Source organism: Telluria sp. ZT3P39 (assembly GCF_059685935.1).
Genome location: NZ_JCASIH010000018.1, coordinates 16,415 through 32,247 on the forward strand (window position 1 = coordinate 16,415; position 15,833 = coordinate 32,247).

15 protein-coding genes are annotated in these 15,833 nt (G+C 64.0%); 8 read left to right on the top strand and 7 right to left on the bottom strand.

Annotated features, from left to right (window positions below):
* Positions 1–43: 43 nt before the first annotated feature.
* Positions 44–796, bottom strand: a complete 753-nt coding sequence (gene rpsB, locus AC56LR_RS16095) for a 30S ribosomal protein S2 (protein ID WP_489872994.1) — start codon at positions 794–796, stop codon at positions 44–46.
* A gap of 383 nt (positions 797–1,179) precedes the next feature.
* On the opposite strand from rpsB, the gene map reads away from it, so the two are divergent.
* The 3 genes from map to AC56LR_RS16110 are packed head-to-tail and all read left to right on the top strand — an operon-like array spanning position 1,180 to position 5,379.
* The gene (gene map, locus AC56LR_RS16100) at positions 1,180–2,013 is read left to right on the top strand and encodes a type I methionyl aminopeptidase (protein WP_497131831.1); all 834 of its coding nucleotides are present in this window, start codon (positions 1,180–1,182) and stop codon (positions 2,011–2,013) included.
* A 12-nt stretch (positions 2,014–2,025) separates the two neighbouring features.
* On the top strand, positions 2,026–4,596 hold the full coding sequence (locus AC56LR_RS16105) for a [protein-PII] uridylyltransferase (protein ID WP_497131832.1): 2,571 nt from the start codon (positions 2,026–2,028) through the stop codon (positions 4,594–4,596).
* A 36-nt stretch (positions 4,597–4,632) separates the two neighbouring features.
* Entirely contained in the window at positions 4,633–5,379 is a 747-nt protein-coding gene (locus tag AC56LR_RS16110) for a pseudouridine synthase (protein WP_497131833.1), read from the top strand.
* Here the strand turns inward: AC56LR_RS16110 and AC56LR_RS16115 are convergent.
* On the bottom strand, positions 5,376–6,554 hold the full coding sequence (locus AC56LR_RS16115) for an FAD-dependent oxidoreductase (protein ID WP_497131834.1): 1,179 nt from the start codon (positions 6,552–6,554) through the stop codon (positions 5,376–5,378). The genes AC56LR_RS16110 and AC56LR_RS16115 overlap by 4 nt on opposite strands.
* Positions 6,555–6,926: 372 nt before the next feature.
* On the opposite strand from AC56LR_RS16115, the gene AC56LR_RS16120 reads away from it, so the two are divergent.
* The 3 genes from AC56LR_RS16120 to AC56LR_RS16130 are packed head-to-tail and all read left to right on the top strand — an operon-like array spanning position 6,927 to position 8,508.
* On the top strand, positions 6,927–7,481 hold the full coding sequence (locus AC56LR_RS16120) for a PAAR domain-containing protein (protein WP_497131835.1): 555 nt from the start codon (positions 6,927–6,929) through the stop codon (positions 7,479–7,481).
* 8 nt (positions 7,482–7,489) lie between these two features.
* The gene (locus AC56LR_RS16125; protein WP_497131836.1) at positions 7,490–8,095 is read left to right on the top strand and encodes a lysozyme family protein; all 606 of its coding nucleotides are present in this window, start codon (positions 7,490–7,492) and stop codon (positions 8,093–8,095) included.
* The gene (locus AC56LR_RS16130; protein ID WP_497131837.1) at positions 8,092–8,508 is read left to right on the top strand and encodes a hypothetical protein; all 417 of its coding nucleotides are present in this window, start codon (positions 8,092–8,094) and stop codon (positions 8,506–8,508) included. The genes AC56LR_RS16125 and AC56LR_RS16130 overlap by 4 nt, the downstream gene beginning before the upstream one ends.
* Before the next feature lie 58 nt (positions 8,509–8,566).
* Here the strand turns inward: AC56LR_RS16130 and AC56LR_RS16135 are convergent, their stop codons facing one another.
* From AC56LR_RS16135 to AC56LR_RS16150, 4 genes are read right to left on the bottom strand one after another with little or no spacing between them, the layout of a single operon-like run.
* A complete protein-coding gene (locus tag AC56LR_RS16135) occupies positions 8,567–9,295 on the bottom strand; it encodes an amino acid ABC transporter ATP-binding protein (protein WP_497131838.1) in 729 nt (242 codons plus the stop codon).
* A gap of 13 nt (positions 9,296–9,308) precedes the next feature.
* Positions 9,309–10,013 (bottom strand): amino acid ABC transporter permease, encoded by a 705-nt coding sequence (locus AC56LR_RS16140; protein ID WP_497131839.1) that lies wholly within the window; start codon positions 10,011–10,013, stop codon positions 9,309–9,311.
* A gap of 7 nt (positions 10,014–10,020) precedes the next feature.
* Positions 10,021–10,716: an amino acid ABC transporter permease gene (locus AC56LR_RS16145; protein WP_497131840.1), complete on the bottom strand. Its 696-nt coding sequence runs from the start codon at positions 10,714–10,716 to the stop codon at positions 10,021–10,023.
* 22 nt (positions 10,717–10,738) lie between these two features.
* Positions 10,739–11,569, bottom strand: coding sequence for an ABC transporter substrate-binding protein (locus AC56LR_RS16150; RefSeq protein ID WP_497131841.1), 831 nt, complete (start codon positions 11,567–11,569; stop codon positions 10,739–10,741).
* 181 nt (positions 11,570–11,750) lie between these two features.
* On the opposite strand from AC56LR_RS16150, the gene xth reads away from it, so the two are divergent.
* Together xth and AC56LR_RS16160 are read left to right on the top strand one after the other, a co-directional pair.
* On the top strand, positions 11,751–12,554 hold the full coding sequence (gene xth / locus AC56LR_RS16155) for an exodeoxyribonuclease III (RefSeq protein WP_497131842.1): 804 nt from the start codon (positions 11,751–11,753) through the stop codon (positions 12,552–12,554).
* A 66-nt stretch (positions 12,555–12,620) separates the two neighbouring features.
* A complete protein-coding gene (locus AC56LR_RS16160) occupies positions 12,621–13,244 on the top strand; it encodes a LysE family translocator (protein ID WP_497131843.1) in 624 nt (207 codons plus the stop codon).
* Positions 13,245–13,325: 81 nt separating this feature from the next.
* Here the strand turns inward: AC56LR_RS16160 and AC56LR_RS16165 are convergent, their stop codons facing one another.
* Positions 13,326–15,719, bottom strand: coding sequence for a glycoside hydrolase family 31 protein (locus tag AC56LR_RS16165; RefSeq protein ID WP_497131844.1), 2,394 nt, complete (start codon positions 15,717–15,719; stop codon positions 13,326–13,328).
* Positions 15,720–15,833 lie beyond the last annotated feature (114 nt).

Consider the following 15,833-nt stretch of genomic DNA (forward strand, 5'->3'; position numbering starts at 1 on the left):
GGCGCCCCCTTCGATCTCACGGCAGGACTGGCCTGCCGCTCAATTATGCTTGCTCGGAAACTTCGACGAAGTCGTCGCCGCCGGCTGCCTTGACCATCTCGGCAACTTCGTTGGTGGCGTTGGCACGGCCTTCCAGGATCGCATCGGCAACGCCGCGTGCGTACAGGGTGATGGCCTTCGACGAGTCGTCGTTACCCGGGATCACGTGGGTGACGCCTTCTGGCGAGTGGTTGGTATCGACGATGCCGATGACCGGGATGCCCAGCTTGCCGGCTTCGGTGATGGTGCCCTTGTGGTAGCCGACGTCGACGACGAAGATCGCGTCAGGCACGCCGCCCAGGTCCTTGATGCCGCCGATCGACTTTTGCAGCTTGATCATTTCGCGCTGGAACATCAGGCCTTCTTTTTTCGACAGCTTCTCGACCGAACCGTCTTCGATCTGGGCTTCCATTTCCTTCAGGCGCTTGATCGAGGTCTTGATGGTCTTGAAGTTGGTCAGCATGCCGCCCAGCCAGCGCTGGTCGACGTAAGGCACGCCGGCGCGCTGCGCTTCAGCAGCGATGATGTCGCGGGCCTGGCGCTTGGTGCCGACCATCAGGATGGTGCCGCGGTTGGCCGAGATCTGCTTGATGGTCTTCATCGCATCCTGGTACATCGCCATGGTCTTTTCCAGGTTGATGATGTGGATCTTGTTGCGATGACCGAAGATGAACGGTGCCATCTTTGGGTTCCAGAAACGGGTCTGGTGGCCGAAGTGAATACCGGCTTCCAGCATTTCGCGCATAGTAACGGACATGAATTTCTCCAGGGTTAAGTCTTGAATGTGGCCAGTCACCGTTTAGGCACCCTTTGTCGGCCACACTCGCGATTTCATTTAAAAAGATGTTTTTTACAACATTGCTCGATGCGAATATGAGCAACCCGAGATTCTAGCGGGATTTAAGTTTGTTATCAAGCGCGGCGTGGGGCCGATTGCTGATAATGCGTTTACCCGTAGGGTGGGCGGCTTTGCCGCCCGCGCGTTCAAATCCAGCATGAACGGGCGCGGCGTTCATTCGAGCGATGGTTGAACGCGCGGGCGGGGGACCCGCCCACCCTACAACTGCAACAACATCCCTTATAATGACGCGATATTGCACAGGCAACTGTGCCCCACTTTTTTTGCATACGACATCCATTATGTCCATCTCCATCAAGACCCCTGAAGAAATCGAAGGCATGCGCCTGGCCGGCCGCCTCGGCGCCGAAGTGCTCGACTACATCACGCCTTTTGTAAAGCCCGGCGTGACTACCGGTGAGCTCGACCGCCTGTGCCACGAATACATGAGCAACGTGCAGGGCACGACCCCGGCGCCGCTGAACTACGCCCCGCCCGGCTACACCCCCTACCCGAAGGCGGTCTGCACCTCGGTCAACGACGTGATCTGCCACGGCATCCCGGGCGACAAGGTGCTGAAAAGCGGCGACGCGCTCAACATCGACGTCACCGTCATCAAGGATGGCTTCCACGGCGATAACAGCCGCATGTTCCTGGTCGGCGAGCCGTCGATCCTGGCGCGCCGCCTGTCCGAAGTCACCTATGAATGCATGTGGCTGGGCATCGCCAAGGTCAAGGCCAGCGCCCACCTGGGCGACATCGGCCACGTGATCCAGCAGCACGCCGAAAAGAACGGCTACAGCGTGGTGCGCGAATTCTGCGGCCACGGCATCGGCCGCGTGTTCCACGAAGAGCCGCAGGTGCTGCATTACGGCCGTCCGGGCACGCTGGAAAAGCTCGAGGCGGGCATGATCTTCACCATCGAGCCGATGATCAACGCCGGCCGCCGCGAGATCAAGGAAATGCCTGACGGCTGGACCATCAAGACCAAGGACCGCAGCCTGTCGGCGCAGTGGGAGCACACCGTGCTGGTCACCGAGACCGGCTTCGAGATCCTGACCCAGTCCGCCGGCACCCCGCCGCCGCCCGCCATCGTGCTGCCGCTGCTGGAGCAAAGCGCCGCGGTCGCGGCTTGAGTCAGCCAGGTCATGGGACAGCCTCTAACGGTCGACGGCTCGCGCACGCACCTGCGCCAGCGGCTCAAGGCCGAGCGGCAGGTCCTGATCGACGCCTTCCACCAGGACGGCAAGCCTGAAAAGCTGCTGCGCGGGCTGAGCGCCTGCGTCGACGGCGTCCTCGCCGATGCCTGGCTCGCCGCCGGCCTGCCCGCGGGCTCCGCCCTGGTGGGCGTGGGCGGCTACGGGCGCGGCGAGCTTTTCCCCTACTCCGACGTCGACCTGCTCATCTTGCTGGGCCAGCCGGCCGATGCGATCACCCAGGCCAAGCTCGAGTCGCTGGTGCAGCTGTTCTGGGACCTGGGGCTGGAAATCGGCCACAGCATCCGCACGATCGACGAATGCCTGGTGGAGTCCGCTGCCGACATCACCGTGCAAACCAGTTTGCTGGAAGCGCGCCTGGTCACCGGCGACGCGCCCCTGTTCGCACAGTTGCAGGCGCGCTACCGCGAAGCCATGGACCCGCAAGCTTTTTTTCGCGCCAAGACCGCCGAGATGCGCCTGCGCCATGCCAAGTTCGAATACACCGCCTTCTCGCTCGAACCGAATGTCAAGGAAAGCCCGGGCGCGCTGCGCGACCTGCAGGTGATCCTGTGGGTAGCCAAGGCCGCGCGCCTGGCCGAATCCTGGAGCCAGCTCGCGCGCGGCAAGTTCATCACGCGCACCGAGGCGCGCCAGCTGATGGAGAAGGAATACGCCTTCAAGGACATCCGCGTGCGCCTGCACCTGCAGACCAATCGGCGCGAAGACCGCCTGGTGTTCGACGTGCAGACCCCGATCGCCAAGACCTTCGGGCTGGAAAACCATGAGGGCCGGCGCGCCAGCGAATTCCTGATGCAGCGCTATTACTGGGCGGCCAAGACGGTCACCCAGCTCAACACCATCCTGCTGCAGAACATCGAAGCCCAGCTGTTCCCGCGCCCGTCCTCGGCGGCGCCACTCAACGCCTATTTCAACGAGGTGAACGGCTTCATCGACATCGCTGCGGGCGACATCTTCGAGCGCCATCCGCCGGCGGTGCTGGGCATTTTCGTGGCGATGACCGAACGCCCCGACATCAAGGGCATGACGGCGCGCACCATCCGCGCGCTCTGGCATGCGCGCAACTGCATCGACGACGCCTTCCGCGCCGACCCGTTCAACAAGGCCCAGTTCCTGCGCATCCTGCAGGCCCCGAGCGGCCTGGTACACGCGCTACGGCGCATGAACGACATGGGCGTGCTGGGGCGCTACCTGCCGGCCTTCCGCAGCATCATCGGCCAGATGCAGCACGACCTGTTCCACGTCTACACGGTGGACCAGCACATCATGATGGTGGTGCGTAACCTGCGCCGCTTCACGATGCCCGAGCACGCGCACGAATACCCGTTCTGCAGCCAGCTGATCGCCAATTTCCACGACCGCTGGCTGCTGTACGTGGCCGCCCTCTTCCACGACATCGCCAAGGGCCGCGGCGGCGACCATTCCGAGCTCGGGATGATTGACGCAGAAGACTTCTGCCGCAGCCACGGCCTGTCGCAAGCCGATACCGAACTGGTGGTCTTCCTGGTCCAGCAGCACCTGACCATGTCGACGGTGGCGCAAAAGCAGGACCTGTCCGATCCCGACGTGGTCCAGGCCTTTGCCGCCCTGGTGAAAGACGAGCGCCACCTGAGCGCGCTCTACCTGCTCACGGTCGCCGACATCCGCGGCACCAGCCCCAAGGTGTGGAACGCCTGGAAGGCCAAGCTGCTGGAAGACCTGTACAAGACCACGCTGCGCGTGCTGGGCGGCGAGCCGCACAGCGCCGACCGCGAGCTGCGCGTGCGCCAGAAGGAAGCCCTGGCCACGCTGCGCCTGTTCGGCCTGGCTGCCTCCGCCCACGAAGCGCTGTGGCAGCAGCTCGACGTCGCCTATTTCCTGCGCCACGACGCCTCCGACATCGCCTGGCAGACGCGCGCCCTGATCGACAAGGTCGACAGCTCCCGCCCGGTAGTGCGCGCGCGCCTGGCGCCGATCGGCGAAGGCCTGCAGGTGGCGGTCTACATCAAGGACCAGCCGGACCTGTTCGCGCGCATCTGCAGCTATTTCGACCGCAAGAATTTCTCCATCCTGGACGCCAAGATCCACACCACGCGCCACGGCTATGCGCTCGATACCTTCATGGTCACCGAGGAAAACTTCGCCGGCAGTTACCGCGACATCATCAGCCTGATCGAGCACGAACTGTGCGCCCTGCTGCTCTCGCAGGACCCGCTGCCGCCGTTCAGCCGCGGGCGCCTGTCGCGCCTGTCGCGCACCTTCCCGATCACGCCGACCGTCGACCTGCGCCCGGACGAGCGTGGCCAGTTCTACGTGCTGTCGGTGGCGGCGAATGACCGCACCGGCCTGCTGTACGCGATCGCCAGCGTGCTGGCGCGCTACCGCATCAACCTGCACACCGCGAAGATCCTGACCTTGGGCGAGCGCGTCGAAGACGTGTTCCTGGTCGACGGCGCGGCCCTGAACAACCCGCGCGTCCAGGTCCAGCTCGAGACCGAGCTGCTCGATGCGCTGAAAATCTAGCCTCCCCTTTTTACTCCTACTTTTTACTGTTTCCCGATGACTGAACCGCTCCGCCTCTCCAAACGTATGTCCGAACTCGGCCTGTGCTCGCGCCGCGAAGCCGATGAATGGATCGCCCGTGGCTGGGTGCGCGTGGATGGCCAGGTGGTCTCGGAACTGGGCAGCAAGGTGCTCCCTGGCCAGCGCATCACCGTCGAGCGCCAGGCCGCTGCCGAGCAATCCAAGCGTGTGACCATCCTGATCAACAAGCCGATGGGCTATGTGAGCGGCCAGGCAGAAGACGGCTACACGCCGGCGGTCGCCCTGATCAAGCCCGAGAACCGCTGGCCGGACGACCCGTCGAAAGAACAGTTCCATCCGACCCAGCTGCGCAGCCTGGTGCCGGCCGGGCGCCTGGACATCGATTCGGTGGGCCTGCTGGTGCTGACCCAGGACGGCCGCATCGCCAAGCAGCTGATCGGCGAGACCACCTCGGTCGAGAAGGAATACCTGGTGCGGGTGCAGTACACCAAGCCGGGGAAGCTGCCGGACACCGACCTCAAGAAACTGTGCTTCGGTCTGTGGATGGACGGGAAACCCCTGCTGCCGGCCAAGGTGCGCTGGCAGAACGACGACCAGCTCAGCTTCACGCTGAAGGAAGGCAAGAAGCGCCAGATCCGCCGCATGTGCGACATGGTCGGGCTCAAGGTGGTAGGCCTCAAGCGCGTGCGCATCGGTAAGGTCAAGCTGGGCGACCTGCCGGTGGGACAGTGGCGTTACCTGCTGCCCGAAGAACAGTTCTAAGCCCAGGCAATCCTGGCACAACGCCGCGGCGCCGCGATCGAACGGTGCATCAGGTAGCGCGTGCCCGGCAGGTAAAGCGAGCCGGCAAACGCCAGGTCGCGCCACCAGCCATTGCCATCCAACTGGAAGCACGGCGTCAGCGCGCGGCTGAGCGCCTGGTAGGCGCGCACCGTGCGCAGGCGGCCGGCGCTGTAACGCTCCAGTCCCTTTACAGCTCCGTGCTGCGCCACGTTCGTGGCCAGCGCCAGCGCATCCTGCACCGCCAGCGTACTGCCCATGCCCAGTTGCGGGCTCATGGCATGCGCCGCGTCGCCGACAATGGCGATCGGCCCTGCCGCCAGGCGCTGAGGGCGTGCGTGGCAATACGCGGCGAAGGCGAACTGCTCGTGCGAATGGATGCGCTCGACAAGCGGCCTTGACTCCGGCCAGAGGGCCAGCAGCTCGCGCTTGAAGTCCCCGATGGGAGCCGCGCGCCAGGCGCCGACCTGGTCGCGGTGCAGGCTCCAGAAAAACGAGACGCGCAAGGCGTCCGGCAGGCGCTCGGTCGGCATGATGCCGAACATGCGGCGCGTGCCGCCATAGCGTTGCAGGAGTTCGGTGGGCGCGTGCCAGGACGGCAAATCGATCATCGACCACAGGGCGCCCCAGGCATACGGCGTCGCAGCCGTCGCCAGGCCGCATTGTCCGGGCAGACTGGAGGTCGCGCCGTTGGCGATGACGACGATGTCGAATGCGCGCGCCGCCCCGTCCACCTCGATGATGCCGCGCGCGCCCTCCTCCCGCACACCGGCGACGTCCGCGCCGAAATGCAGGCCGGCGCCCAGGCGCAGGCATTCCTGCTGCAGCACCTTGCCCAGCGCCGAGCGGCTCACGGCGCGCGCCCCTTGGCCCCGATAAGCGATGTCGACCAGCTTCCAGCCGCGGTGGTTCAAGCCCACCAGCCGTTCGATCGGCAGGCTGGCCGCCTCGAAGGCCTGCGCCACGCCCAGGTCTTCGAGCGCGGCCACGCCTTGCGGCAGGATCAGGACGCCCGCACCGAGCGTGGCCAGCGACGGATGCTTTTCGAAGACCTGCACCTCATGGCCGCTCCGGGCCAGGGCGATGGCGGTGGCCAGGCCCGCGGTGCCGGCGCCGACGATGCCGACACGGCAGGGCTTGAGGTTCGATCGCTGCATCCCGGTTCTCCATACGAAGGCGTCGCGACAGCCGCTTGCCTGCAGCTCTACATTATAGGCGTGCGGCGTGCGGTGCTGGATGTGAGCGGACGCAGGAGCGCCGATGGCGCGCAGATCATCCGGTGGCGGCTCAATAACGCGACTAACCGACAGCGGATCACTGATCCGAAGGTAGCGCCTTCACCTCCTCACCCGTTGGAGGATACAGCGGATGAGTCATACCGCAAGACGGCAACTGTCCATTGCCACCAACTCTATTGACCGGAGCACTTGATCTTTTGTTTGACGTGGTTCAACTGACCTCGCGAAACTAAATTCCTTTTCAACAGCCCAACTAAGCTTGCTGGATGACAGTTAGGGAATCGAGATCACATGCCTGAAATCATACGTATGGGGGACGCTACTAGCCATGGCGGGAAAGTGATCGAGGGCTCCCCTATCGATATTTGTATGGGCAAACCCATCGCTTTCATCGGACACAGAGTGCAATGCCCGAAATGTAAACGTGTCTTCCCAATTGTCGAGGGTGCTCCCACGACAACTTTTTACGGCAAAGGCGTCGCTTTAGCCGGCATGCATACGGCTTGTGGCGCAGTTCTCATAGCGAGTCAGTTTTCCGACATTGTGGAACTCGGGGGTGGTGGCGCTGCAGCGAGTAATGCCTCCAAGGGCGCAAGTCCGGTTGCCGTCAGTCCTGCTGCGTCTGCCAGCATCAACGCCGCATCGGCGACAGCAGATACTGTCGAGCGCCAATTCGACGACAGGTTTGTCTTGCAGGACGCCGAGACTGGCGAGCCGATTGCCTTCGCCGAATACGCTATTCGACGTGCATCCGGCGAGATCGAACACGGCACATCTGACGGCGACGGTCGCACCCATCTACTTTCCGCAACGGCGGCGGCCGAAATCATCGAGATCTACGTTTAGAGGAGAATATGGGACCCGACACCGTCACTTCGCCAAGCGGAAAGACGCTGCAGCGGCGCACATCGAGGACAACCACCCCGAAGGAAAGCAACGAAGCTAAAATTATCCGCATCAGGCAGGACAAGGCTACCCGTCTCGCGGAAAACGAGGCCTTGCTCGCCAACCGCAATATAAATGCCTTTTTGAAGGCGATTGCCGAGGCGGAGGGTGGTGGCTACGATTTCAAGTATGGCGCCGTGAAAGGAAAGAAGAAGGATCCTTGGCGTTTCTCCGATTACTCTACCCATCCCGGCCCGGGCTTCGGAGGGCGCACCACAGCGACTGGCATGTACCAGATCACCATTGATACATGGCGTCAACACGGCGGCAAAATGGGGCTGACGGACTTCTCGCCGAAAACGCAAGACTTGATCGCGATCGAAATCATTCGCTCAGTGGGCATGGTCGACAAGATCAAAGCTGGCGACGTGGCCGGTGCGATGAGTCCTGTCGCGAGAAAATGGGCTGCTTTACCCAAGGGTCCGGGTCAGGGCAATCACTATCCGGCTCAGCCCTTCGAGAAGTACGAAGTTTTTCTTCAAAATTACCACTCCGCTGGAGGGACAGGCAAATGAACTTAACCCGCCTCCTTGTCATCACAGTCGCCGCAATGATCGCATTGCCGGCAAACGCCGCGGACCCCATACGACCCGTTGCCGAGAACCAGTCGGAAAAAACACCGAGCATTTCAAACTTGCGCCTGAAAGTTGGCGAGTCATTCCTTGAAGTGCGCTCCCGACTGGTGAGCTTTGGATGGAAACCGGCTCGAATGCACAGCAATGACGCTTATGAATACGATGGAGCAGAAAAACGATTGGCCGAGCGTGGATTCCTCGAAGTGGACTCATGCTCCTTCGACGCCGGAGCAAACTGCATCCTCTACTATCGAAAAGCTGCGAAGTGCTTACGGCTCGATACTGTAGGCGAGCAGGTAAACTTCATGAAGGTTACACGTTGGACAGGCGAGTGTCCGTCAGATGCGAAATAAGCTTGGCTATAGACACGCTGAATGGAATTAGCCTGACTTCTAATTGTGAGACGTAATCCTAGCCGCGCCTGCGGTCGGCGAGGAACTGCTGCGCGCGCGGATGCTGCGGATTGGCGAAGAAGTCTTCCGGCGTGGCGCGCTCCAGGATGCTCCCTTCGCTCATGAAGAGCACCCGGTCCGCGACCTCGCGCGCAAAGCCCATCTCGTGGGTGACGCAGACCATCGTCATGCCGCCCTGCGCCAGCGAGCGCATCACCTGCAGCACTTCACCGACCATTTCCGGATCGAGCGCGCTGGTGGGCTCGTCGAACAGCATGATCGGCGGGCGCATGGCCAGCGCGCGCGCGATCGCCACGCGCTGCTGCTGGCCGCCCGACAGCTCGCTCGGGTAGGCATCGCGCTTGTGCGCCAGGCCCACCTGCTCGAGCAGGCTCATTGCATGCTCGCGCGCTTCCTTCGGCGTGGACCGCTTCAGGTTGACCGGCGCCAGCGTGCAATTCTCGAGGGCGGTCAAGTGCGGGAACAGGTTGAACTGCTGGAACACGAAACCGATCCCCGCGCGCAGCGCATTCACGTCGCTACCCCTGGCATGGATGTCGCGGCCGTCGATGGCGATGCTGCCGCCATCGATGTCTTCCAGCCGGTTGAGGGTGCGGATCAGGGTGGACTTGCCCGAGCCGGACGGCCCGCACAGCACGACGACTTCATTCTTTTCCACGCGCTCGCTGACATCCACGAGCGCGTGGTAGTCGCCGTACCATTTGTTGACTTTATCGAGAACGATCATCGAGGGCTTTCTTTTAAGCGAGCTGCGTGTCGACCCGCAGGGCGCGGCCTTGCAGGCGGCGCTCGGCCAGGTAGGCCAGGCGGGACAGGCCGAAACAGAGGATGAAATAGGTCAGCGCCAGGATCAGGTAGACCTCGACCGCTTGCGTGAACACCAGGGTGTTGACCTGGGTGGCGATGAAGGATACTTCCGACAGGCCGATGATGTAGCCGAGCGAGGTAGCCTTGATGGTCGAGACCAGCTGGCTGACGATCGACGGCAGGCCGTTACGCAGGGTTTGCGGCAGCACGACGAGGCGCAGCGCCTGCGGGTAGTTCAAGCCCAGCGAGCGGGCGCTTTCCAGCTGGCCCTTGGGCAGCGCGCGCAGCCCGGCCGCGACGATTTCGGCCAGATAGACGGCGTCGAACAGCACCAGCACCATCAGCATCGTGGTCGCCTGCCCCGTCTTGACGCCGGTAACGGCCGGCAGGAAGAAATAGGCCCAGAACACCACCAGCAGCAGCGGCACGGCGCGCACCACCTGCACCAGCGCGCCCACCGGCCAGCGGATCGCGCGGTGGCGGCTGACGCGCGCCACACCCAGCACCAGGCCGAGCGGCATCGCCAGCAGCAGCGCCGCGCCGGACAGCAGCACGGTGAGCGTCAGGCCGCCCAGCGGGCCGTCGGGATACTGGCCGACCAGGAAATAGAGCCAGTAGGTATCGATCAATTCGAGCACAGTGTCCTCATGCCGGACGCACCGGATAGCGCCGCTGGAACAAATGCGCGGCGAAGGAAATCAGGAGCGACACCGTGAGGTAGGCCAGTGTGGCAAAGGTAAACGCTTCGACGCTGCGAAAGCTTGCGGTTTCCACGCGCGCGGCCTGGTACATCATCTCGGCCGCGCCGATGACGGTGGCCACGCTGGTGTCCTTCCACAGGTTGACGGTCTGGGACAGCAGCGGCGGCGTGGCGGCGCGCAGGGCCTGGGGCAGCAGCACCAGGCGCACCGTGGCCAGGCGTCCGAGGCCGAGCGACCTGGCCGCCTCCAGCTGGCCGGGCGGCACGGCGCGGATACCGCTGCGGATGTCCTCGGCCATGTGCACGCCGCTGTAGAGCGACAACGCGATGACCGCGCACACCGCTTCCGGGTTGTGCGCGTACAGGAATTCGCGCGCGGCGTCCGGCAGCAGTTCGGGAAAGGCGAAATACCAGAACAGCAGGTGCGCCAGCAGCGGCACGTTGCGGATGCCTTCGACGATGGCGGCACCCGGCACGCGCAGCAGCGCATAGGGGGCGGTGCGCATCAGGGCCACCAGCGCGCCGAACGGCAGCGCGAACGCGAAGCTGGCGGCGGTCAGCTGGAGCGAGAGGACGAGGCCCTGCACCAGCCAGTCGTGATACTGGCCGGACTGGATGATGGCGGGATCGAAGAACGGCAAACCGGTGGTCCGAATCTACAGGTCAGATCTTGTCGGTGGTGATCTTGAACTGGCGCTTGGCGATGTTGGCACGGGTGCCCGGGCCATACCATTTATTGAACAGCTGTTCGGCCGCGCCGCTCGCTTCCAGTTCGCGCAGGGTCCCGTCGACGACCGCCTTCAGGCTCTTCTCGCCCTTGCGCAGGCCCATCGCAATCGACTCGGTCCCGATGCTGGTCGGCAGGATCGTGAAGCCCTTGGCGGCCGGCCCCAGCTTGCCGTAGTCGGCCAGCAGCGAGGATTCGTCGTTCACGTAGGCGACACCCTTGCCCTGGCGCAGTGCCTGGAAGGCCTGCTGGGTGTTTTCGAAGGTCACCACCTCGGCACTCGGCACGGCCTTGCGGATATTGGTTTCCTGGGTGCCGCCGCGGACCGTCACCACCTTCTTGCCGGCCAGCTGGGGCAGCGCGGTGACGCCGCTGCCGGCGCGCACCATCACCTTCGAGCCGGTGACGAAATGGGTCAGCGCGAAGTCCACCTGCGACTCGCGTTCCTTGTTGTGGGTGAGCGTGGCGGCCAGCACGTCGACGTGGCCCTGCTGCAGTTCCGGGATGCGGCTCGATACCGACATCTGCCTGAACACCGGCTTCACGCCGATCTTCCTGGCCACCGCGGTGGCCAGGTCGATCTCGTAACCGACCAGCTGGCGCGACTTCGGCTCGATGAAGCTGTTTGGCTCATCCGTGCCCAACACGCCGAACACGATCTCGCCCTTCTTCCTGATGTCCGCGAGCTGGTCGGCATGGGCCGCGCTTGCAAGCAGGTTGGCGGACAGGGCGACGGCGCCCAGCAACAGATGACGGCGAGTGAACATGGGATTCTCCATACGGCGAAATAGCAATCGAACGAGTATATGGCAAGCCTCGCCTTGCACGAACGATCAATTTGCCATAAGAAAATGCCGTCTCGACTATAAGGACCGGCCCCGGCCCACCGTGCGCCAGCCGTCCCATGATAAAGTCATAACAAGCTCATGGATTGAACGCGGAGACACAATGCTGGTCGTCACATACAACGTCAATGGCATCGGCGCCCGCATCGGCGCCCTGCTGGAATACCTCGAAGAGCGCCAACCCGACGTGCTCTGCCTGCAGGAGCTCAAGGCCCCACAGGAGAAATTCCCCGAGCAGGCCATCCTCGATGCCGGCTACCACGCGATCTGGCATGGCCAGAAAAGCTGGAACGGCGTGGCCATCCTGACCCGCGAAGGCCCGGCGCAGGAACTGCAGCGCGGCCTGCCGGGCGACCCGCTGGACGAACAAAGCCGCTACATCGAGGCGGCCTACCAGGGCGTGCTGGTGTGCGGGCTCTACCTGCCGAACGGGAACCCGGCGCCGGGCCCGAAATTCGACTACAAGCTGGCCTGGATGGAGCGCCTGATCGCGCGCGGCGAGGAACTGCTGGAAGCAAAAGTGCCGGTGGTGATGTGCGGCGACTTCAACGTGATTCCGACCGACCGCGACGTCTACAAGCCGGAGCGCTGGGTCACCGACGCCCTGTTCCGCCCGGAGACGCGCGCCGCCTTCGAGCGCCTGATGTCGCAGGGCTGGCTTGATTCGCTGCGCAGCATGCATCCGGATGAGACCATCTATACCTTCTGGGATTACTTCCGCAACGCCTTCGGGCGCGACGCCGGCCTGCGCATCGACCACCTGCTGCTCAGCCCTTCCCTGGCGCCGGCCCTGCGCGCCGCGGGCGTGGACCGCTTCCAGCGCGCGAAGGAAAAGCCGAGCGACCATGCGCCGACCTGGGTCGAACTGGACCTCGATGCCGTCGTGCAGCCGAAGGGCAAGCGCTGACCGGAAGTTCCACTACCAGAGCGCGGTGCGGTACCATGCGGGTCCCTACATAAGCTGCTTCGACCCATGCTCACGCCCGAACAATTCCTTGGCTTCCTTACCGCAGCGATCCTGATCACGCTCTCGCCCGGCCCGGATAACATGATGGTGCTGGGCGTGGGCATCGCCAAGGGCCGCGCGCGCGGCATGGCCTTCGGCCTGGGCTGCGCGCTGGGCTGCCTGAACCACACGCTGCTGGCCGTGGTGGGCGTGAGTGCCCTCATCGCGGCCTCGCCCACGGCCTTCACCGCGCTCAAGGTCGCGGGCGGCCTGTACCTGATCTGGATCGGCATCCAGGCCCTGCGCAGCCGCGGCGGCGCGCAAGTCGCGGCCGGCGTCCCGGACGAATCGGCGCGCCAGCTGTTCTTCAAGGGGCTGCTGGCCAATGCCATCAACCCGAAGGTGGTGCTGTTCTTCCTGTCCTTCCTGCCGCAGTTCGTGGTGGCCTCGCGCGGGGATGCGAACTGGCAGATCGCGTGGCTGGGCCTGAGCTTCACGTTGCAGGCGGCGGTGCTGTTCGGGCTGCTGGGCTATTTTTCGGGATCGATCGGGCAGTGGCTCAATCGCACGCCGCGGGCGGGCATGTGGCTGGATCGGGTGGCGGGGGCGATTTTCGTGGGGCTGGGACTGCGCCTGATCGTGGCACGCTGAGACGCATCCTTCAGCCCGCGCCCCTGATCCGTCGTACCCACGAAGGCGAGAACGACGGTTTTCAAGCTAACGAACCTGGTCCTACAGCGTGATGCTGACCTTGCCAGATAGCTGCTTGCGCGCCGCAACCGGCACTTCGAGCAGCTGGTGCTTGCCGTTCCAGACGAATTTCACGGCCCGCCCATCGACCGTCACGGCGCGCGGCTTGACGCCCACGTTGTGCACCTTCAGCGAGAAGCCGCGTTCCTGCGGCACCGAGGCCTTGCCGGTCTCGGTCTGCAGCTGAATTTCCAGCGTGCCGGATGCGAACCTGCTCGCGAAGCGCACGATCTCGTACTTGCCCTTCTCGAAGGCGTCGGCGGTCTCGCCGTCGTCGTCGTACATTTTGCCGGTGCTGGCGGTGACCGACGCGTCGTGGTAGTAGTGCAGGTCGATACTGCGCGTCGAATAGTCGCGCGTGCTCTGCACGACCTTGGCCATCGGGATGAAGGCGCCGGCGCGCACGAACACGGGGATGTGCGCCTCCACCGGCTTGACCACTTCCAGGATGCCGCCGAGGTGCTTTTGGCCCGTGTGGAAATCGAACCAGACGCTGTCCTTGACCGGGAAGCGCACTTCCTGGCGCGTCGCGCCAGGTTCAGTCACCGGCGAGACCAGGAAGTCGCGGCCCCACAGGTAGGTGGACGACAGCGTGGCCGCGTCGTCTTCCTCGAACATCACGGGACGCATCAAGGGCGTGCCGGTCTGGTTGTTGTCGAAGGCGAGCGTGTAGTTATACGGCAGCATGGCATAGCGCAGCCAGACCGCTTCGCGGGCCAGCACCTTGGTACGCTCGGAGCGGAACACCGGCTCGGGCGCCACGTCGTCTTGCGCATGCGGGCGGAACACCGGCTGGAACACGCCGTACTGCAGCCAGCGCACGTACAACTCGTCGTCCAGCACCGCATTGGCGAAGCCGCCCAGGTCCGAGTGCATGTAGGCCAGGCCCTGCATGCCCATCTGCAGCGAGATCTCCATCTGCGATTGCAGGCCGCCCCAGCCGCGGTTGACGTCGCCCGACCACGGGATCATGCCGAAGCGCTGCGAGCCGGAATAGCCCGCGCGCATCAGGATGAAGGGGCGCTCGTCCGGGAAGTTCTTCTTGTAGCCGTCGAAGATCAGGCGCGCCCAGTCGTGGCCATAGATGTTGTGCACTTCATCGGCGCCCTTCTCGGCGTTGGCGCCATGGCGCACCCAGGATGGATGCACTTCCGGTTCGCCCAGGTCGCCCCACCAGCCGGCCACGCCGCCGTCTTTCAGGCCCTTGTAGATGTCCCAGAACCAGTCGCGTCCTTCCGGGCGGTACAGGTCGACGATGCCGGTGTTCCCGAAATAGAAATCGTATCTGGCCGGCTGGCCGTCCGCACCTGTCGCCAGCGCCTTGCGCGCGGCCGCCTCCTCCCAGCGCTTCGACGTGGTCAGGATGAAGGGCTCGGTGATGACGATGGTCTTCACGCCCTTCTTCTTGAAGTCCGCCATCATCTTCTCGGCGGTCGGGAAGCTGTCGCGGTCCCAGGCCAGGTTGCCCATCGTGTCCTTGACGGTCTTCCCGAACCAGAACAGGTCGAGCACGATGGCATCCAGTGGAATCTTCTCGTCGATGAATTTGTCGACCACGGCGCGGGTCTGGGCTTCGGTCTTGTAGCCGAAACGGCTGGCGAAGTTACCGAAGGCCCAGCGCGGCGGCAGCGGCTGGCGTCCGGTCAGGGCGGTGTAGTTCGCCATCACGCCATCCCAGGTGTCGCCCGCGACCACCTGATAGGTCTTGCGCCCGCCGATCACCTCATAGCGCAGGCTGCCGTCCTTGCGGCTGTCGAAGTCGAGGAAGCCGGTCTGCGGGTTGTCGAAGTGGATCGCGTATTTTTTCGAGGACAGCGCGACGGGAATCGTGAAGTTCAGCAGCTTCGAGGTCGCGCCGTAGCCGTAGTCGGCGCGGTTGTACAGCTGGAAGCGGTTGCCGCGGCGGTTCATGCCCACTGCGCGCGCGCCGGCGCCGTACAGCGCTTCGTTTTCATCCAGCGCGAATTCGATGGTTTCGAACTTGTCGCCGCGGCTGTAGCCGCCCTTCTCGGCCACCAGCGGCTTGCCCTTGTACAGGTAGCTGATCCTGAACGGATTGCGGTCGACCACCACCGTGATGCCGGCGGTAGCAAATTCGACGCGCCTGTCGTCGACCTTGAAGACCGGACGCACGTTGACCGGCGCCAGTACCACCGCATGCGAGGACGGATCGAGGCGCTCGCCATTCGGAATAAAGGTGGTTTCGACCACGTTGGCCGAATACGGCTTGATCAGGTAGCGGCCGTCGTTGGTGACCAGTTCCAGCGTATTGTTCTTGTGCGACACCTGCTCGAGCCGCCGGTCGGCGTTCTGGGCAAGGGCGAGCGGGCTGGCGAGCAGGCACAGGGCCAGGCGGACGAACGGTGCAGTGGTCATGGAATCCGGTGGTCGAGAGTTGTCGAAAGAGGCTAGCCAGAAGCATGCCAGAATTCCGGCGCACGAAACAGGGGCCGTGTAACAAAATTACATAAGCACCTGGCACCCGCCGGC